The 18,437-nt window shown below is 46.4% G+C and carries 19 protein-coding genes and 6 tRNA genes; 24 read left to right on the forward strand and 1 reads right to left on the reverse strand.

The window, feature by feature from the left end:
• Positions 1–75: 75 nt before the first annotated feature.
• From folB to rpoS, 11 genes are all read left to right on the forward strand, one after another.
• Positions 76–429 (forward strand): dihydroneopterin aldolase, encoded by a 354-nt coding sequence (folB, locus tag L4C34_RS16965; protein ID WP_428790530.1) that lies wholly within the window; start codon positions 76–78, stop codon positions 427–429.
• A complete protein-coding gene (folK, locus tag L4C34_RS16970; RefSeq protein WP_428790531.1) occupies positions 426–914 on the forward strand; it encodes a 2-amino-4-hydroxy-6-hydroxymethyldihydropteridine diphosphokinase in 489 nt (162 codons plus the stop codon). Before folB ends, folK begins: the two co-directional genes overlap by 4 nt.
• A gap of 173 nt (positions 915–1,087) precedes the next feature.
• Positions 1,088–1,891 carry an undecaprenyl-diphosphate phosphatase gene (locus L4C34_RS16975; RefSeq protein ID WP_428790532.1) on the forward strand — a complete coding sequence of 268 codons (804 nt, stop codon included), beginning with the start codon at positions 1,088–1,090 and terminating at the stop codon, positions 1,889–1,891.
• A 98-nt stretch (positions 1,892–1,989) separates the two neighbouring features.
• Positions 1,990–2,280, forward strand: a complete 291-nt coding sequence (gene ftsB / locus L4C34_RS16980) for a cell division protein FtsB (protein WP_428790533.1) — start codon at positions 1,990–1,992, stop codon at positions 2,278–2,280.
• A complete protein-coding gene (gene ispD, locus L4C34_RS16985) occupies positions 2,270–3,028 on the forward strand; it encodes a 2-C-methyl-D-erythritol 4-phosphate cytidylyltransferase (RefSeq protein ID WP_428790534.1) in 759 nt (252 codons plus the stop codon). Before ftsB ends, ispD begins: the two co-directional genes overlap by 11 nt.
• Complete coding sequence (gene ispF, locus L4C34_RS16990; RefSeq protein WP_428790535.1) at positions 3,025–3,501, forward strand: 2-C-methyl-D-erythritol 2,4-cyclodiphosphate synthase; 477 nt, start codon at positions 3,025–3,027, stop codon at positions 3,499–3,501. Before ispD ends, ispF begins: the two co-directional genes overlap by 4 nt.
• A gap of 26 nt (positions 3,502–3,527) precedes the next feature.
• A complete protein-coding gene (gene truD, locus L4C34_RS16995; RefSeq protein ID WP_428790536.1) occupies positions 3,528–4,571 on the forward strand; it encodes a tRNA pseudouridine(13) synthase TruD in 1,044 nt (347 codons plus the stop codon).
• Entirely contained in the window at positions 4,572–5,330 is a 759-nt protein-coding gene (surE, locus tag L4C34_RS17000; protein WP_428790537.1) for a 5'/3'-nucleotidase SurE, read from the forward strand.
• Positions 5,331–5,332: 2 nt separating this feature from the next.
• Positions 5,333–5,959, forward strand: coding sequence for a protein-L-isoaspartate(D-aspartate) O-methyltransferase (locus L4C34_RS17005; protein WP_428790538.1), 627 nt, complete (start codon positions 5,333–5,335; stop codon positions 5,957–5,959).
• A gap of 6 nt (positions 5,960–5,965) precedes the next feature.
• Positions 5,966–6,865 (forward strand): peptidoglycan DD-metalloendopeptidase family protein, encoded by a 900-nt coding sequence (locus L4C34_RS17010; RefSeq protein WP_428790539.1) that lies wholly within the window; start codon positions 5,966–5,968, stop codon positions 6,863–6,865.
• A 73-nt stretch (positions 6,866–6,938) separates the two neighbouring features.
• The gene (gene rpoS / locus L4C34_RS17015) at positions 6,939–7,931 is read left to right on the forward strand and encodes an RNA polymerase sigma factor RpoS (protein WP_428790540.1); all 993 of its coding nucleotides are present in this window, start codon (positions 6,939–6,941) and stop codon (positions 7,929–7,931) included.
• 139 nt (positions 7,932–8,070) lie between these two features.
• On the opposite strand, the gene mutS is transcribed toward rpoS, so the two are convergent.
• Entirely contained in the window at positions 8,071–10,644 is a 2,574-nt protein-coding gene (gene mutS / locus L4C34_RS17020; protein WP_428790541.1) for a DNA mismatch repair protein MutS, read from the reverse strand.
• An 85-nt stretch (positions 10,645–10,729) separates the two neighbouring features.
• Between mutS and L4C34_RS17025 the strand changes: the two genes are divergently transcribed.
• The 13 genes from L4C34_RS17025 (at position 10,730) to L4C34_RS17085 (ending at position 18,430) form a co-directional block, all read left to right on the forward strand.
• A complete protein-coding gene (locus tag L4C34_RS17025) occupies positions 10,730–11,221 on the forward strand; it encodes a CinA family protein (protein WP_428790542.1) in 492 nt (163 codons plus the stop codon).
• A 165-nt stretch (positions 11,222–11,386) separates the two neighbouring features.
• Positions 11,387–12,466 (forward strand): recombinase RecA, encoded by a 1,080-nt coding sequence (recA, locus tag L4C34_RS17030; protein WP_428790543.1) that lies wholly within the window; start codon positions 11,387–11,389, stop codon positions 12,464–12,466.
• 90 nt (positions 12,467–12,556) lie between these two features.
• The gene (gene recX / locus L4C34_RS17035) at positions 12,557–13,012 is read left to right on the forward strand and encodes a recombination regulator RecX (RefSeq protein WP_428790544.1); all 456 of its coding nucleotides are present in this window, start codon (positions 12,557–12,559) and stop codon (positions 13,010–13,012) included.
• A gap of 303 nt (positions 13,013–13,315) precedes the next feature.
• The gene (alaS, locus tag L4C34_RS17040) at positions 13,316–15,898 is read left to right on the forward strand and encodes an alanine--tRNA ligase (protein ID WP_428790545.1); all 2,583 of its coding nucleotides are present in this window, start codon (positions 13,316–13,318) and stop codon (positions 15,896–15,898) included.
• Between the two features lie 49 nt (positions 15,899–15,947).
• Complete coding sequence (locus L4C34_RS17045) at positions 15,948–16,091, forward strand: hypothetical protein (protein WP_428790546.1); 144 nt, start codon at positions 15,948–15,950, stop codon at positions 16,089–16,091.
• Positions 16,088–17,275: an aspartate kinase gene (locus L4C34_RS17050; protein WP_428790547.1), complete on the forward strand. Its 1,188-nt coding sequence runs from the start codon at positions 16,088–16,090 to the stop codon at positions 17,273–17,275. Before L4C34_RS17045 ends, L4C34_RS17050 begins: the two co-directional genes overlap by 4 nt.
• 91 nt (positions 17,276–17,366) lie before the next feature.
• A complete protein-coding gene (gene csrA / locus L4C34_RS17055; RefSeq protein ID WP_428790548.1) occupies positions 17,367–17,564 on the forward strand; it encodes a carbon storage regulator CsrA in 198 nt (65 codons plus the stop codon).
• A gap of 182 nt (positions 17,565–17,746) precedes the next feature.
• Positions 17,747–17,839 (forward strand) — tRNA-Ser (locus L4C34_RS17060).
• A 30-nt stretch (positions 17,840–17,869) separates the two neighbouring features.
• Positions 17,870–17,946, forward strand: a tRNA-Arg gene (locus L4C34_RS17065).
• A 19-nt stretch (positions 17,947–17,965) separates the two neighbouring features.
• Positions 17,966–18,058: transfer RNA gene (locus L4C34_RS17070), tRNA-Ser, on the forward strand.
• Positions 18,059–18,125: 67 nt separating this feature from the next.
• Positions 18,126–18,202, forward strand: a tRNA-Arg gene (locus tag L4C34_RS17075).
• Positions 18,203–18,238: 36 nt separating this feature from the next.
• Positions 18,239–18,315, forward strand: a tRNA-Arg gene (locus L4C34_RS17080).
• A 38-nt stretch (positions 18,316–18,353) separates the two neighbouring features.
• Positions 18,354–18,430: transfer RNA gene (locus L4C34_RS17085), tRNA-Arg, on the forward strand.
• Positions 18,431–18,437 lie beyond the last annotated feature (7 nt).

An 18,437-nucleotide genomic window follows, 5' to 3' on the forward strand; every position in this document is an offset into this window, starting at 1 on the left:
GATATCGCGATTAGTACCATTAGTACGAATTTTTTCTCACCCTAAGTGTCACCTTTTATAAGAGTAGTATTGGCAATGGACAAAGTATTTATCGAACAACTGGAAGTCTTCACTACCATCGGCGTTTACGATTGGGAAAAACAAATTAAGCAAAAGCTTGTCTTAGATATCGAAATGGCGCATGACAATCGCGCTGCAGGGAGTAGCGATGACGTAGCTGATGCGCTTGATTATTCAAAAGTGAGCCAAATGGTGCTTTCTCATATTGAAACTGGTCGTTTTGAGTTGGTAGAACGCGTGGCAGAAGAAGTTGCTCAGCAAATCATGACTCAATTCTCAGTGCCTTGGGTGCGTATTCGATTAACTAAGCCGAGAGCCGTTGCACAGGCGAAAGGAGTGGGTGTCGTCATTGAACGAGGCCACTTATGATCACAGCCTATATTGGAGTGGGATCGAACATTGATCGTTGTAAGCATTCTGAAGTAGCAGTCAAAGAGTTATCAAAACTTGGCTCAAACGTACGAGCGTCTACCATTTATGAATCCGATCCGATAGGATTTTTCGGTGACTCGTTTTACAACTTTGTCGTGGAAATACAGACAGACTTACCCTTACAGACATTTGCCGAGCAGTTAAAGCACATCGAATGTGATTGGGGAAGGCCCCAGAACAGCGCTAAGTTTCAAGATAGAACGCTGGATCTCGATTTGATTTTATTTGGCGAACAAGTTTCACAACACAGCCCACAACTTCCCCGAGACGATATTTATAAATATCCTTTTGTGATTCAGCCTTTGTATGAGCTGTGTCCTGAGCGAGTTATTCCAGCCGATGGCCGCAACATTCGCCAGATTTGGCAGCAAGCGAATAATTTGAGTGTATTGAAGCCCATCGAAACATGGTTTGAATTATAAGGACCAGAGCGATATCGGCAGAGAGCCCCGAGGTACAGAAAGTCATCTAGGTACCGAAAGCTATCTAGGTAGCGCTGCTGAGTGATAGCTACGCTGAAAGTGGCTATGTAGACATTGTGAGGCAGAAATAGTTACGAAAATAACCACTGCCGCAGAAAATAAAGAGGGATAACATGGGCTATATGGAAGCATTTTACCTAGCTTTGATCCAAGGTCTTACCGAATTTTTGCCTATTTCAAGCTCCGCTCATTTGATCTTACCGTCGGCCATTCTGGGCTGGCAAGATCAAGGTCTAGCGTTTGATGTCGCCGTTCATGTTGGTACATTGGTAGCGGTGGTCCTCTATTTTCGGCAAGAGGTGCTCTCACTTCTTGTGGCGTTCTTTAAAGCGCTTGCGGGCGGGGAAAGGACCAAGGAAGCTAAGCTGGCAACCATGATTATTCTCGCGACTATACCTGCTTGTTTGTTTGGCTATTTCGCGAAGGACATAGTTGAACTCTATTTGCGCAGTGTGTGGGTCATTGCCGTTACGACCATAGTGTTTGGCTTGTTACTATGGTACGTGGACAAGCACTCATCGCTTGAGGATGATGAATATCAAGCAGATTGGAGAAAATCACTGTTTATCGGTGTGGCTCAAGCGATTGCGATGATTCCAGGGACATCTCGCTCAGGGATAACAATGACGGCAGCGTTGCATCTTGGATTCACGAGAGAGGCCGCGGCGCGATTCTCGTTTTTAATGTCGATCCCTATCATCTTGTTAGCGGGTGGGTATCTAGGTCTTAAACTAGTAACCAGTGGTGAACCTGTACATGTTGGCTTTCTACTCATTGGAATCGCGACGTCTTTTGTGAGCGCTTACTTGTGTATTCATGCTTTTCTAAAGTTGATTCAGCGTACTGGTATGACGCCGTTTGTCATTTATCGTTTGTTGTTGGGTTTTGGCTTGCTCGCCTACTTGACGCTCCGCTAGCTATTTCACGCTTTACTGACAGGAAGATATCCGATATCGCGAGATTTATGCGATTATGATATATATGTTGCCCAATTTCCCAGAGTAGACACAGTGCGATGCGAATTTTTACCTTAACCTTAGTTTTGCTGCTTGGTTGGCTGCAATACACCTTGTGGTGGGGGAAGAATGGAATTTCTGAATATCGGCTGGTGAGCAGTGAGATAACTGCCCAGCAGAAGGTTAATCTGACGTTGCGTACTCGTAACGAAGAAATGTTTGCTGAAATAAATGACCTGCGCCAAGGCTTGGATGCGATAGAAGAAAGAGCTCGTCATGAGCTCGGCATGATCAAGGAAGGGGAAACATTTTATAGACTTAAAGATGGAGCCAAATCTTATGATAACTGAGCCATCGATAGTGGCGATTGTTCCAGCAGCAGGAGTCGGAAGTCGGATGCAAGCGGATCGGCCGAAACAGTACTTATCCATTGCAGGTAGCACGGTTCTCGAACATACCATCGCGAAACTTTTATCTCATCCAGCCATCAAGCGTGTCGTTGTCGCCATTTCTGAGGATGACCCATATTACGACAATCTACCTTTGGCAAAGCAGCCGGAAGTGGTGAGAGTGGCAGGTGGAAAAGAGCGCGCAGACTCAGTACTTTCCGCATTGCAATACCTAATAAGCGAGGACGCTCCCACTTGGGTGATGGTCCATGATGCCGCGCGTCCTTGCGTGCAGCTAGATGATATTGAACGCTTAATTGAGAGCGCTGTGAATCATCCTGTCGGCGCAATATTGGCTAGCCGAGTGAAAGATACGATGAAGCGCTCCGATGTGACTCTGCATATAGACCATACGGTTGAGCGAGCCAATCTGTGGCACGCACTGACACCGCAAATGTTTCAAACCAGTCAACTGTTGGCGGCCTTGTCGGATGCGTTAAAAGCGTCGACTACCATTACTGATGAAGCGTCCGCACTTGAATGGGCTGGGTACTCGCCCGCCTTAGTGTCTGGGCGGTCCAGTAATATTAAAATTACTCAGCCGGAAGATTTAGATCTCGCGGCATACTATTTACGTAAAGAAAACAGTTCGCCCAGTGCAGACAGTTTGAATACAGACAATCAGTTAAATCGAAAGGATATAGCATGATGCGGATTGGCCACGGCTTTGATGTCCATAAATTTGGTGGCGAAGGTCCAGTGATTATTGGCGGGGTTGATGTCCCTTATGAGCAAGGCTTGTTGGCGCACTCTGACGGTGATGTGGCGCTACACGCTCTATGTGATGCACTACTGGGAGCGATAGCCGCAGGAGATATTGGTCGTCATTTTCCAGATACCGACGACACTTGGAAGGGTGTGGATAGCCGTAAGTTGCTTCGAGAAGTGTACCGCCAAGTTCAGGAAAAGGGCTACGTATTAGGTAACGCAGATATCACCATCGTTGCTCAGGCGCCAAAAATGGCACCTTATATTCAAGAGATGCAAAAGGTCATTGCTGAAGATTTGGCCACAGATATCGGTAATGTCAACGTAAAAGCGACAACCACAGAAAAGCTCGGTTTCACTGGTAGAAAAGAAGGCATCGCGACAGAAGCTGTCGTTCTGCTTATTCAGCGCTAACCCTATTAAGGTACATGGAAAAATTAATGTCAGATATATTATCTTCAATGGCTTACCTACATGGTAAGCCGAGCGCAACAGCAAAAATTAAATTGCAGCCACAGCATTTTCAAGTTCGAGAGAAACTGGGTTTTGAGTTTGACGGCCACGGCGAACATTTGATGGTGCACATTCGTAAAACAGGCGAAAACACCACATTTGTTGCCAATGAACTGGCGAAGGCTTGCGGCGTCAAATCAAAAGATGTCAGCTGGGCGGGGTTGAAGGATCGCCACGCGATTACAGAACAGTGGTTTAGCGTCCGTTTACCAAGTGGAGAAGAGCCGGACTTTTCGGCGTTTTTGGCTCAATATTCTAGCATTGAGATTATCGGTACCAATTGGCATGGAAAGAAACTCCGCCCAGGAGACTTAGTCGGCAATGACTTTGTGGTCACCTTAGCGGAAGTGAGCGATATGGAATCCGTGATTGAGCGTTTGAGCAAAATAGAACAAATGGGCGTCCCGAATTATTTTGGTAGTCAGCGTTTTGGCAATGATGGCAATAATATTGAAGAGGCACGCCGCTGGGGACGTGACAACGTGCGTACCCGCAATGCAAACAAGCGCAGTATGTATTTATCCGCTGCTCGCTCTTGGATATTTAATTGCATAGTGTCGGATCGGATTGAAAAAGCATGCTTTAATCAGGCCATTGTTGGCGATATGCTTCAGTTGGACGCTACACTTTCAGATGTGGATGTGGAGAATGTTGTTGCCCAAAACGAGCTGCTTTCAAAGGGCAAAGTTCAGCTCACCGCCGCATTAGCGGGTGATAATGCGCTACCGACACAAGCACAGGCACAACAATTGGAGCAAATCCACCTCGACGCTGAACCCGATCTTATGGCTCTTATCCGTGGTAATCGCATGCGTCATGACAGACGTACCATTGCTTTGCACCCTAACGGGTTACAATGGCAAGCTGAGCAAAGTGAAATCACACTGACTTTCTCTCTTGATGCGGGTAACTTTGCAACATCTATTATTCGAGAGCTTGTTCAAGAACAAAAAGTGGAACGCGTATACTAAATGGCGGATAGAAAATTAAAAATCTTACTCAGTAATGATGATGGGGTGCATGCCGAAGGGATTCGCACTTTAGCTGCCGAGCTTGAAGATATCGCGGATATCACCATTGTCGCACCAGATCGCAATCGTAGCGGTGCATCGAATTCATTGACCTTAGAGCATCCACTGCGTGTCAATGAAATCGAGCCGAAGGTTTATTCTGTTCAGGGCACGCCGACAGATTGCGTGCATTTTGCGCTAAATGAATTGATGAGAAATGAGTTGCCAGACATATTACTGACTGGGATCAACCACGGTGCGAATTTAGGGGATGATGTCCTCTATTCTGGGACCGTGGCTGCCGCGATGGAAGGTCACTTTCTTGGCGTTCAGTCGATTGCGTTTTCGTTAGTGGGTAAACAGAATTTTTCTTCTGCAGCAAAGTTGGCGAAAAGACTGGTCTACCAACATCGTGACCGTCCTGTTCCCACCAATCGACTACTCAATGTCAATGTTCCTGATTTACCTTTCGAACAACTAGGGCCGATTGAAGTGACTCGGCTTGGCGCTCGTCATCATGCGGAAAGTATGATTCGGCAAGTTGACCCGAGAGGTCATGATATATATTGGTTAGGCCCCCCTGGGAAAGAGCAAGATGCCGGAGAGGGCACCGATTTCTTTGCCATTGAACATGGCCGGGTTTCACTGACGCCTTTGCAGGTGGATCTCACTGCCCATGAATCAATTCGAACGATGGAACACTGGCTAAAGGAATCATAATCATGACGAACCCACATGCTGACAAATTGAAACAATTTCTTGTCACCAGTGGTATTCAAGATCCCCAAGTACTTGAAGCGATTTACAGTCTACCTAGAGAATGTTTTGTGTCACAGGCTATGGTTCATCAGGCCTATGATAATAATGCGTTACCGATTGGACAGGGGCAAACAATTTCCCAGCCCTATATCGTGGCAAAAATGACGGAGATCCTTGATTTATATCCACAGAGTAAAGTGTTGGAAATCGGAACCGGTTCCGGCTTTCAAACTGCTGTGCTGGCTCAATTAGTCGAGCATGTTTACTCTATCGAGAGAATTAAGTCGTTGCAGTGGGAAGCGAAGCGTCGATTAAAACAATTGGATATTTACAATGTATCGACTAAACACGGCGATGGGTGGCTAGGCTGGGCTGCGAAAGCCCCTTTTGACGCCATTCTAGTTACTGCCGCGGCAGAATCTGTACCACAAGCTTTGTTAGAGCAGCTGAGTATTGGCGGGAAACTGGTGATACCAGTTGGAGAAACAGAGCAGCGCTTACTCAAAATTACGCGTAAAGAAAGCGAGTTCATAACGGAAGTTGTTGAAACGGTTCGCTTTGTACCTTTGGTTGCGGGAGACTTAGCTTGAGGGATAATGAATTACTGGTCGCGTAGTACCTGTCTAATTCTGATGTGTGGGGCGCTGGCTGCATGTACAGCTAGCTCGCCTGCACCAGTTTCCGGCATAGGGAAAGATTACAACTCTATTTCTCGCAGTAGTTATAGGGGGAGTTATTACCAAGTTCAGCAAGGGGATACTCTCTACTTTATCTCGTATATCACAGGCAAAGATGTCAAAGATATCATCAGTTACAATCATCTAAAAAAACCCTACACCATTTTTCCAGGTCAAAAATTAGAACTATGGCGCCCAGCCTACGTTGCACCGTCGTATGGTCAAAAGGGTACCGCCCGTGCGTATAGCCCTACAAAAAGCACGGTACTACCTCAGTCGAGTCAGGCACTTAAACAGAAAGCTCTGAATCAAAACTTATCAAAAAAACAAAATCAGGCTAAAAAATACTCAGATGACGGGGTTGATCTATCCAAATCAAAGGAGTATGTTAAAACTAAAAGTAAACAAAATGTTAAAAAATATATAAATGCGAGCCCAGTAGCAGATCAAAAGATATCTCGCTGGCTGTGGCCAACCAAAGGGAGAATCATTAAAAACTACTCGATTGGGGATCATGGCAATAAGGGGATTGATATCGCAGGAAGGCGTGGTCAATCAATAAACTCTACTGCCGGAGGAACGGTCGTCTACTCGGGAAATGCATTAAGAGGTTATGGCAATCTAGTGATAGTGAAGCATAACGATAATTACCTTAGCGCATATGCCCACAACGATCGGTTACTCGTACACGAAGGACAAAGTGTAAAAGCAGGCCAAAAAATTGCAACGATGGGCAGCTCAGGAGCGAGCAGCGTTCGTTTGCACTTTGAAATTCGCTACCAGGGTAAGTCGGTGAATCCGAATCGCTACTTGCCGTAAATTTACTTGTTTAGAGTAATACAGCGACATTAAAAGGTAGTAATGTCTTGCTAGCTCGCCAGGGGGAGGCGCTATGAGTATAAGCAACACAGCAGCTAAAGTTGACGAATTCAACATGGATCACGAGCCAATGGAAGCGGCCGTGAATGAAGATGAAGTCAGTACTACTTCGAATAATTCAGCCACTGAGGAAACGAAAGAAGACTTTGATGCATCAGCAAAAAGTCTTGACGCGACCCAGCTGTACTTAGGCGAAATCGGTTTTTCACCACTCTTGACCGCGGAGGAAGAAGTACTTTATGCCCGCCGTGCTCTACGAGGAGATGAAGCAGCCCGTAAGCGTATGATTGAAAGTAACCTCAGGTTAGTGGTTAAGATATCACGTCGTTATAGTAACCGCGGTCTTGCACTACTGGATCTCGTTGAAGAGGGCAACCTAGGTTTGATCAGAGCGGTAGAGAAGTTTGATCCTGAACGTGGTTTCCGCTTTTCGACTTATGCGACTTGGTGGATCCGTCAAACCATCGAACGCGCACTCATGAATCAAACTCGAACTATTCGTTTGCCGATTCATGTTGTCAAAGAACTCAATATTTATTTACGTACCGCCCGAGAGCTATCACAAAAACTGGATCATGAACCTACTGCTGAAGAAATTGCTCAGAAGTTGGATAAGCCAGTAGACGATGTTAGCAAAATGCTGCGCTTAAACGAACGAGTCAGCTCCGTCGATACACCAATCGGTGGTGATGGCGAAAAAGCGTTGCTTGATATCATTCCTGATATTAACAATTCCGATCCAGAAGTTTCCACTCAAGATGATGATATTAAATCGTCGCTTATCCATTGGCTCGATGAACTCAATCCTAAGCAAAAAGAAGTTTTAGCACGCCGTTTTGGTTTGCTGGGGTATGAGCCGTCAACACTGGAAGAAGTGGGCCGAGAAATCAACCTGACTCGCGAAAGAGTTCGTCAGATTCAGGTGGAAGGTTTGCGCCGTTTACGCGAGATCTTGATTAAACAAGGCTTGAATATGGAAAGTCTGTTCAGTGTAGAAGATGAATAACAGATACCTTATAGCAACACTTTATTGTTATTAAAGAGAGCTTAACTGTTCAATAGGTTATAGCTTAATACACTGTTTAAAAGGCCACTCGTATGAGTGGCCTTTTTGATTGTTGGCTAGTTATTTTTTTGATTATCGATTATCTATTGTCCGATAGTAGCTTTTTAAGGCGATAAAGTTCATCGAGTGCTTGTCTTGGACTGAGATCGTTAGGATCAATATTCGCAAGCGCAGTTTCAACTTCACTGGGTTCAGGGATTAGGCTTAGCTGATTTTCCTCAACGGCGACTTTGTTGCTCGTATTGATGCCATTTTGACTGAGTTGTTCCAATTGGTGCAGCTTAGTACGTGCATTTTTGATGACGTTTTTAGGCACGCCCGCAAGGCCAGCAACCGCAAGCCCATAAGACTTGCTCGCCGCGCCTTCCTGCACAGCATGCATAAAGACGACGGTGTCTCCGTGCTCGACGGCATCCAAATGTACGTTGGCCAAAGACGGCAATTGTTTCGGCAGTTCGGTAAGCTCAAAATAGTGAGTGGCGAACAATGTCATTGCCCCAATTTGCTTGGCGAGCCATTCCGCACTGGCCCAAGCGAGGGACAGTCCATCATAGGTGCTGGTACCACGACCTATTTCATCCATTAGCACTAAGCTTCTTTTAGTGGCGTTATGTAAAATATTTGCGGTTTCCGTCATTTCCACCATAAACGTTGAACGGCCGGAGGCGAGATCATCGGAGGCACCAATTCGGGTGAAAATTCGATCAATGCAGCCGACTGAAGCGGATTCAGCTGGAACATAGCAGCCAATATGAGCCAGTAATGCAATCAGCGCAGTTTGGCGCATATAGGTTGATTTACCACCCATATTGGGCCCAGTGATAATCAGCATTTTCCGGTTTTGATTGAGCTCTATTGGGTTGGCAATAAACGGGTCACTCATTACCTGCTCGACTACAGGGTGGCGACCCCCTTGAATGTGAACGCCGATTTCAGTTGTTAGAGTCGGGCGGCAATAATCTAGGGTGTCGGCTCGCTCGGCGATATTTTGTAATACGTCGAGTTGTGATAGCGCTGAGGCTAGATTTTGCAGCTGTTCGATATGCGGTAACAGTAGATCGAACAGCTGTTCCCATAATTTTTTTTCTATCGCTAAGGCATTAGATTTTGAGCTCAGCACCTTATCTTCATGTTCTTTGAGCTCAGGGATGATGTAGCGCTCAGCATTTTTTAGCGTCTGGCGTCTTACATAATGAGGAGGGGCCAAGTGGCTCTGACCCTTGCTGACTTGAATGTAAAAACCATGAACCGCGTTGTAGCCCACCTTTAAGCTATCGATACCGTGGCGCTCACGTTCATCGGCTTCCAATTTTGTTAGGTATTCGGTCGCCCCGTCAGCAAGATCTCGCCATTCATCAAGCTCTTGGCTATAACCGGGAGCAATCACCCCTCCCTCACGAATCACAACAGGAGGATTGTCTTTAATCGCCTTTTCCAGCAGTTCGCAGACTTGATCCATTGGCGATGCGTACTGAGCCAGCTTTTGCAAATAAGAGTGGCCAAAGTCGCTGACAAGTCCTTGCAGTTCAGGCAGTTGTTGCAGCGCCTGTCTTAAGCGAGCCATATCTCGAGGGCGTGCGCTACGCAGGGCTAAACGGGCGATGATTCTCTCGATGTCACCAATCTGTTTGAGGCTCTGGCTAAGCTCGACAAAGTGGCCTTGTTCTTTTAATTCTCCAATCGCGTCAAGGCGGTGGTTAAGTGTATCGATGTCACGCATTGGTTGATGTAACCACCGCTTGAGCATTCGGCTACCCATTGGCGTCGCGGTATGATCTAATATTTCCGCGACAGTGTTATCGATTCCACCTGAAAGATTTTGAGTGATTTCTAAATTGCGCCGAGTGGCTGCGTCTAAGATCACTGAGCGATCTTGGCGATCGAAGGTGAGTGAGCGGATGTGAGGCAGTGCGGTTCTTTGTGTATCTTTGACATACTGAATCAGGCAGCCCGCAGCACATAAGCCAAGTTTTGCTTGCTCTACGCCAAAACCAATGAGGTCTCGGGTGGCAAATTGTTGATTCAATTGCTGCTTGGCGGTATCTAATTCAAACTCCCAAATAGGGCGGCGGCGGTTACCTTGCCTCTGCGCCATTAGGTGCACAGGCTCAAAATCTTCAGGAAACAACAGCTCAGTTGGAGACGTGCGTTGCAGCTCCGCCGACATGGCTTCTTCATCTTGTGGCTCACTCAGTTGAAAGCGGCCTGAAGTGACGTCTAAAGTCGCGTAGCCAAACTGCCCATTGTGATGGTAGATAGCTGCAATAAGGTTATCTACGCGCTCACTGAGTAAGGCTTCATCAGTCACTGTGCCAGGAGTGACGATGCGCACAACTTTGCGCTCAACTGGGCCCTTACTGGTCGCTGGGTCGCCTATTTGTTCACAAATTGCAACCGACTCGCCAAGTTGCACTAGCTTAGCTAAATAGCCTTCGACGGCATGATAAGGGACACCCGCCATAGGAATGGGTTCACCCGCAGAGGAACCTCGTTTAGTTAGCGAAATATCTAATAGTTGCGAAGCGCGCTTGGCATCATCGTGGAAAAGCTCGTAGAAATCCCCCATGCGGTAGAAAAGCAAAATTTCAGGGTTTTCTGCTTTCAATTTCATGTATTGCTGCATCATGGGGGTGTGTTTTTGCTCGGCTTTCACGGTTGCGCTCTTTCGTTTATTTCTATAGCGGCTTAGGATACGTGAAACCCTTTCACGCGAAAAGGCACAAAGAGGTTTTTCAGCTATGGAATGTTTAGACAGGCTCAGCGCAGAGCTAGGGCAATTATTGTTAGAGCATCAGCTCGTGTTGGCAACCGCAGAGTCGTGTACTGGTGGCGGTGTTGCGATGGCGATTACCGAGACGGCAGGGAGCTCTGCTTGGTTTGACCGCGCGTTTGTTACGTACAGCAATGAGGCTAAAATGGAAATGTTGGCAGTGAATGCTGACGTGTTAGCCACACACGGTGCGGTGAGTGAGGCTGTTGTTGTTGAGATGGCTCATGGAGCTTTACGTTGTTCGAAAGCGACTACAACCGTAGCGATTAGTGGCGTGGCCGGTCCGGGGGGAGGCAGTCAAGATAAACCCGTTGGCATGGTGTGTTTCGCATGGGCGGATAGTTTAGGTTGGTCGTATACCATGACCCAACATTTTGCTGGCGATCGGTCTCAGGTGCGCCAGAAAGCAGTGTACTGCGCGCTTGAAGTTTTGCGCGATCATTACTTGAACCAAGAATAAACGACTAAACAAAGAGATAGTTTGCATTTTATAAATAAGTGCAAAAAGTTTTGTTTTATACAGTGGACACTGTATGGATTAACAGTATAATAAGTTTCAGAAGCTGGAATAAATAGCCAGCAGAATTGATTACCGTATCTGACGGGCGGATTATTGGAGAAAGTGATGGACGAAAATAAACAAAAAGCGCTAGCTGCCGCTTTAGGCCAAATCGAAAAGCAATTTGGTAAAGGTTCGATCATGCGTTTGGGTGACAATCGCACTATGGATGTGGAAACCATTTCGACTGGCTCACTTTCTCTGGATATTGCGCTGGGCGCTGGCGGCCTGCCAATGGGACGTATTGTTGAAGTGTACGGTCCAGAATCTTCAGGTAAAACAACGTTAACTCTTGAGCTGATTGCGGCGGCGCAACGTGAAGGTAAAACTTGTGCCTTTATCGATGCAGAGCACGCGTTAGACCCAGTTTACGCAGGTAAACTTGGGGTGGATATTGACGCTCTACTTGTCTCGCAGCCAGATACAGGCGAACAAGCATTGGAAATCTGTGATGCTTTGGCTCGTTCAGGTGCTATTGACGTCATGGTTATCGATTCCGTTGCCGCGTTAACACCAAAAGCGGAAATTGAAGGTGAGATGGGCGATAGTCATATGGGGCTTCAAGCTCGTATGCTCAGCCAAGCAATGCGTAAGCTTACGGGTAACCTGAAGCAGTCGAACTGTATGTGTATCTTCATTAACCAAATTCGTATGAAAATTGGTGTGATGTTCGGCAACCCAGAAACGACAACGGGTGGTAACGCTCTGAAGTTCTACGCGTCAGTCCGCTTGGATATTCGCCGTACAGGCTCTATCAAGGAAGGCGATGAAGTTGTTGGTAACGAGACTCGCATCAAAGTAGTGAAAAACAAAATTGCAGCACCATTTAAGCAAGCTGAAACACAAATCCTTTACGGCCAAGGTTTTAACCGCAATGGTGAATTGATTGATTTGGGTGTGAAGAATAAGTTGGTTGAAAAGGCAGGCGCTTGGTATAGCTACAATGGCGATAAGATCGGCCAAGGTAAAGCGAACGCATGCAAGTTCTTGCGTGAAAATCCAACCGCTGCACAAGCTATTGATAGTAAGTTGCGCGAACTGTTATTAACGCCAACCCAGCCGGAAGAAGCGAGCGCTGAACCAAAAGCAGAGAAAGTAGATAAAGCGGCGAAGGCCTCTAAGTCTGCACAAAAAGAACAGCTTTAATCTCTAAATCCAATTTATTGTTAGCCCTGCTTCGCGGGGCTTTTTTCTACCTGAAATTACCATCAGCTGGTGGTTGTTATGGAAACATCGATGAAACCCCTTGGTTCTAAGCCTACCTTTTCTTGTCGAGAGTCAGCATTGCATAGCTTGAGTCACCGTGATCATGGTGAATATGAATTGCGCCAGAAATTGCGCCAGAAAGGTTACCCTGATGATGAAATCGATGATGCGTTAAACTTTTGCTCTGAACATCATTACCTTGACGATCTTCGTTTTGCCAAAAGCCAAGTTCGCCAGCATGTTTATAAAGGACATGGGCTGCGGCGTATTAAGCAAGAGCTGTCGATGAAGAAAGTAGCAGATTCGGTGATAGCGGAGGCTTTAGAGGAAGAACCACAGGATTGGTTCGAATTAGCGAAGCTAGCGGCAGAGAAAAAATACAAAGGTATTCGCGCCGCTGATCCTAAAGAGTACGCCAAGCGTGTTCGATATCTCCAGTATCGTGGTTTTGATTTCGAACAAATCAAATACGCTTTGGCTGGCTAACGAGCATCGAAATCGATGAGTTCTCACATTTATACGATGTATCGGAGACTGTCCTAAACTCTGTATTATTGTGTTTTGTATGTATACGCACTTGTAACCACTAAGAGTTACGTATTTTCCTTCCGCCCCCTCGTTAAATTCGCCTAGCGTAGGCATTTACTTAACCTTGTTTTTCGTTACCCACAATGCGCCCTTCCGGATGACTTTATAGCTTTTGGCTAAGAAAACTAGTCGAAGTCGTAACCATGATCTACAATACGACAAATTTTATTCGACTATTTGACAAATTTCAGGAAGAGCTGCATGTACATGAGCACCGACGAGGTTCGTAACGCGTTCCTTAAGTTCTTTGAAAGCAAAGGACACCAAATTGTAGACAGTTCATCATTAGTGCCAGCGAATGATCCAACCTTGCTGTTTACTAATGCGGGTATGAACCAATTTAAAGATTGCTTTCTTGGTTTAGAAAAGCGTGCTTATACCCGAGCGACGACGGCTCAGCGCTGTGTACGTGCTGGTGGTAAGCACAACGATTTAGAGAACGTTGGTTTTACTGCTCGTCACCATACTTTTTTTGAAATGATGGGTAACTTCAGTTTTGGCGATTACTTTAAGCAAGACGCGATCGCGTTTGCTTGGGAGTTTTTGACTCAAGTATTGAAACTGCCAACTGATCGCCTATTGGTGACGGTTTATCACACTGATGATGAAGCGTTTGATCTTTGGAACAAAACGATGGGTGTTCCCGCTGATCGCATCGTACGTATTGGTGACAAAAAAGGCGGTAAGCCATACGAGTCGGATAACTTCTGGCAAATGGGTGACACTGGTCCTTGCGGTCCTTGTACTGAAATTTTCTATGATCACGGCGAGCACATTTGGGGCGGCCGCCCTGGCACGCCAGAAGAAGATGGCGATCGCTTTATCGAAATCTGGAACAATGTATTCATGCAGTTCAACCGTCATGCCGATGGCACGATGGAGCCGTTGCCAAAACCGTCTGTAGATACGGGAATGGGCATCGAGCGTATTTCTGCGATTATGCAGGGCGTGCATTCTAACTATGAAATCGATGTGTTCCAAACCTTAATCAAGGCAGTTTCTGAGATTACGGGTCACCAAGATTTATCGAATCAGTCACTTCGTGTGGTCGCCGACCATATTCGCTCATGTGCTTTCCTTATCGTTGATGGCGTGATGCCGTCAAATGAAGGTCGTGGTTATGTGTTGCGTCGTATCATTCGCCGCGCGGTTCGTCATGGCAACAAACTAGGCGCTCAAGGTGCTTTCTTCTATAAGTTGGTTGGTGTTCTGATTGAAGTGATGGGTACGGCTGGCGAAGAGCTGAAAAATCAGCAGCAACTGGTTGAAAAGATTCTGCGTATTGAAGAAGAGAACTTCGGACGTACTCTTGAGCGTGGCATGACAATTCTAAGCGAGGCGCTCGATAATCTAGACGGTAAAGTGTTGGATGGTGAAACAGTCTTCAAGCTTTATGATACGTACGGCTTCCCTGCGGATTTAACCAATGATGTTGCGCGCGAGCGTGAGTTCAGCATTGATGAGCAAGGTTTTGAGCAAGCAATGGAAGCGCAGCGCCAACGTGCTCGTGAAGCGGGGCAATTTGGTACAGATTATAACGCGGTAATTAAAGCGGACACTGACACTGTGTTCTCTGGCTACACTGGCACGCAAGATCGCAGCAAAGTCGCTGAAATATTTGTTGAAGGCGAAAAAGTTGAGACGCTATCAGCGGGTGATAAAGCGATTGTTGTCTTGTCTGAAACTCCATTTTACGCGGAGTCGGGCGGTCAATGTGGTGACGCTGGTATGTTGAAGACGACCACTGGCGTATTCAAAGTCGAAGATACGCAAAAGTTAGGTAACGCAATTGCTCACCATGGTGAGTTAGTTGAAGGCGTATTGGCCGCAGGCGATGAAGTTGAAGCGAACGTTGATGCGCAGCGCCGTGCAGCGATTTCTCTTAACCACTCTGCCACGCACTTATTGCACGCAGCATTACGCCAAGTACTGGGCGAGCACGTAGCGCAGAAAGGCTCGCTAGTGAAAGCGGAAAATTTGCGTTTTGACTTCTCTCATTTGGAAGCCGTGACACCGGCTGAGTTGAAGCAAGTGGAACGTCTTGTGAACGCGGAGGTTCGTCGTAACCACGTGATAGAAACCAACGTGATGGATATTGAGTCGGCTAAACAAAAAGGCGCAATGGCCTTGTTTGGTGAGAAGTATGACGATGAAGTCCGAGTTTTGTCGATGGGCGATTTTTCGACTGAATTATGTGGCGGTATTCACGCTGAGAACACGGGTGATATCGGCTTGTTTAAAGTGACGTCTGAAGGCGGTATTGCAGCAGGTGTTCGCCGTATTGAAGCAGTCACCGGCGAAGCGGCATTAGATGCATTAGATGCGCAGCAAGGCAAATATGAAGCACGTTTGACTGACGCTGCAGCCAAAACCAAAACGTTGGAAAAAGAAATTTCTCAGCTTAAAGAGAAACTTTCAGCGCAGGCGGGTGCAAGCTTAACCAGTAAAACTAAGCAGATTTCTGGTGTGAACGTACTGGTTGCTCAGCTGGATGGTGCAGACAACAAAGCGCTGCGCGGTATGGTTGACGAATTGAAGAACCAGCTAGGTAGCGGCATCATCATGTTAGGCAATGTGTCTGGCGATAAAGTTGGTCTGATTGCAGGCGTGACTAAAGACCTTACTGGAAAAGTGAAGGCTGGTGAGCTCGTGAATATGGTTGCCCAGCAAGTTGGTGGTAAAGGTGGTGGCCGCCCAGATATGGCTCAAGCTGGCGGCACGGATTCGGCGGCTCTGCCAGCAGCATTGGCAAGCGTAGAAAGCTGGATTGAAGAAAAGCTGTAAACAATTTGAAAAAGCACTTCGCCAAGTAAGGTAAGGTGCTTATAAAAAAGTGAAACCAAGTTCTGCCGTTCGAGAGGGTAATATCGACAATGCAGTGACTTGGTTTTGTCATTTTAATCACTGCCTAGATGTCCTGTATTGGAATCAAGCAGTGCCAATGAGACTGAGCTCTCGGGAAGGTGAAGACTGGTGAAAAAGCCTCTTATCGTGCAAAAGTTTGGTGGGACCTCTGTGGGGTCGATAGAACGAATCCACACTGTCGCCAAGCACATCATTAATGCGAAGAATGATGGTAATCAAGTTGTTGTTGTGGTTTCGGCCATGTCTGGAGAAACGAATCGATTGATGGATTTAGCGCATCAAGTTGATGAGGTACCTTCAGCTCGAGAACTTGATGTTTTGCTTTCTGCTGGTGAGCAAATGTCTATGGCCTTGTTGGCGATGACTCTAAATAAGCTGGGACATGTGGCCAGTTCGCTCACTGGGAGGCAGGCGGGTATTGTAACGAATAATCAATACAATGACGCGACGATTCGACATATCAACACTGCGAAAATCGATGAACTTCTGTCCCAAGAACAGATAGTCATAGTTGCAGGTTTTCAAGGTGTGAGTGAATCAGGTGATATCACCACATTGGGCCGAGGAGGTTCAGATACCACCGCAGTGACACTAGCGGGTGCGCTTAACGCAGACGAATGCCAGATATTTACCGACGTTGATGGTGTATATACGTGTGATCCACGCGTGGTCAAAACAGCCAAGAAGTTAGAGGCTATTGATTTTCCAACGATGGAAGAAATGGCACGGAAAGGCGCTAAGGTGCTTCATCTTCCTTGTGTGCAATATGCCCGACAAAATGGTGTGCCTTTGCGGGTGCTGTCTACGTTTGATTCAGGTCCAGGCAGTCTAGTTAAAGGTGAAGAATGTCACAATCCAGTTTGTGGAGTGGCTATTCAGCGTAACCTTGTACGTGTTTCTTTCCAATATGGTCAAATTTCGAGTGTTCTCCAGCAATGTCACATGTTGGGTATTCAAATTTGGAGCACAATTAAGGAAGAGCAGCAAAGCTGTATTATTATTAATCAGGAACAATATGCGAAACTCAACATTTTGTTTGATAATAAGATCAGCGGTGTTGAGCCGATCAGCGTATTGACGCTAGTGGGCACTCGGGCGAATGAGCTGTATGAACTATCATGTGAATTACTTACGCCATATAGTATTGAAGTAGGGCACTTTGATATCCAGGATCGTTCATTAATGTTGTTTTTATCAATGGAATCTATCGACAAAGCAGCGAACTTGCTTCATGATTCGTACATTACGCCAAGTGAAATGCTCGAAATTCATCAAAAGCGCGTGTTATTAGGGTAGATACCCCCAATTAGACTGATTACGAAATATTCCTTTTGATGGGTAATAATTTCGTAGCAAGTAAAGACAGAGATCACTCAAGGAGCAAAGAATGCTAATTTTGACTCGCCGTGTGGGCGAAACACTTATGATCGGAGATGAAGTCACAGTCACAGTACTGGGCGTGAAAGGTAACCAAGTACGTATTGGTGTGAATGCTCCGAAAGAAGTGTCTGTTCACCGTGAAGAAATTTACATGCGTATTCAGGCAGAAAAAGGCAACGACAACGTTGCACCAGACAATTACTAAATTGTAGAAAGCTAGCGAAAACGCTAGCTTTTTTTTTGCCTGAAATTCCCTCCTCAATGCTTAAAAGTGCATTTTTTCATCGCTTTGTACAAAACTGCGGCAGTTGATTGGTTTTTGTGGTTTTTTTCCAAAAAAAGGTTTGACATATTTTCGGTAAATCGTAATATGTGCCTCCGCAAGACGGTGAGGTGGCCGAGAGGCTGAAGGCGCTCCCCTGCTAAGGGAGTATACGGTTTATAGCCGTATCGAGGGTTCGAATCCCTCCCTCACCGCCATTCTTGCGACGCTTAGAAATAGGCAAATGCGCGTCCTTAGCTCAGCTGGATAGAGTACCTGGCTACGAACCAGGCGGTCGGAGGTTCGAATCCTCCAGGACGCGCCATAGCATTGATTTGAAAAGTGGTGAGGTGGCCGAGAGGCTGAAGGCGCTCCCCTGCTAAGGGAGTATACGGTTTATAGCCGTATCGAGGGTTCGAATCCCTCCCTCACCGCCATTCAATTGGCTTTCGTCAATTTTTTGTTTCAAATTGAAAAAGTTGTGATATAGTTCACAACCTCAGCGCGCTCGTAGCTCAGCTGGATAGAGTACCTGGCTACGAACCAGGCGGTCGAAGGTTCGAATCCTTCCGAGCGCGCCATTATTACAAAACGTTTAGRCATTGTCTGAACACCGTGCGTCCTTAGCTCAGCTGGATAGAGTACCTGGCTACGAACCAGGCGGTCGGAGGTTCGAATCCTCCAGGACGCGCCACTTATTAAAAAGTTAACTATTTATAGTTAACACCCTGCGCGCTCGTAGCTCAGCTGGATAGAGTACCTGGCTACGAACCAGGCGGTCGAAGGTTCGAATCCTTCCGAGCGCGCCATTATTAC

Source organism: Vibrio profundum, assembly GCF_050337555.1.
In the GTDB taxonomy this organism is placed as follows: domain Bacteria; phylum Pseudomonadota; class Gammaproteobacteria; order Enterobacterales; family Vibrionaceae; genus Vibrio; species Vibrio profundum.

Coding starts and splice junctions, on each gene's coding strand:
- rpoS (WP_428790540.1), top strand. CDS start 6,939: ATGAGTATAAGCAACACAGCAGCTAAAGTTGACGAATTCAACATGGAT.
- csrA (WP_428790548.1), top strand. CDS start 17,367: ATGCTAATTTTGACTCGCCGTGTGGGCGAAACACTTATGATCGGAGAT.
- ispF (WP_428790535.1), top strand. CDS start 3,025: ATGATGCGGATTGGCCACGGCTTTGATGTCCATAAATTTGGTGGCGAA.
- recA (WP_428790543.1), top strand. CDS start 11,387: ATGGACGAAAATAAACAAAAAGCGCTAGCTGCCGCTTTAGGCCAAATC.
- L4C34_RS16975 (WP_428790532.1), top strand. CDS start 1,088: ATGGGCTATATGGAAGCATTTTACCTAGCTTTGATCCAAGGTCTTACC.
- L4C34_RS17005 (WP_428790538.1), top strand. CDS start 5,333: ATGACGAACCCACATGCTGACAAATTGAAACAATTTCTTGTCACCAGT.
- folK (WP_428790531.1), top strand. CDS start 426: ATGATCACAGCCTATATTGGAGTGGGATCGAACATTGATCGTTGTAAG.
- ispD (WP_428790534.1), top strand. CDS start 2,270: ATGATAACTGAGCCATCGATAGTGGCGATTGTTCCAGCAGCAGGAGTC.
- ftsB (WP_428790533.1), top strand. CDS start 1,990: ATGCGAATTTTTACCTTAACCTTAGTTTTGCTGCTTGGTTGGCTGCAA.
- surE (WP_428790537.1), top strand. CDS start 4,572: ATGGCGGATAGAAAATTAAAAATCTTACTCAGTAATGATGATGGGGTG.
- truD (WP_428790536.1), top strand. CDS start 3,528: ATGTCAGATATATTATCTTCAATGGCTTACCTACATGGTAAGCCGAGC.
- recX (WP_428790544.1), top strand. CDS start 12,557: ATGAAACCCCTTGGTTCTAAGCCTACCTTTTCTTGTCGAGAGTCAGCA.
- alaS (WP_428790545.1), top strand. CDS start 13,316: ATGTACATGAGCACCGACGAGGTTCGTAACGCGTTCCTTAAGTTCTTT.
- folB (WP_428790530.1), top strand. CDS start 76: ATGGACAAAGTATTTATCGAACAACTGGAAGTCTTCACTACCATCGGC.
- L4C34_RS17010 (WP_428790539.1), top strand. CDS start 5,966: ATGAATTACTGGTCGCGTAGTACCTGTCTAATTCTGATGTGTGGGGCG.
- L4C34_RS17025 (WP_428790542.1), top strand. CDS start 10,730: ATGGAATGTTTAGACAGGCTCAGCGCAGAGCTAGGGCAATTATTGTTA.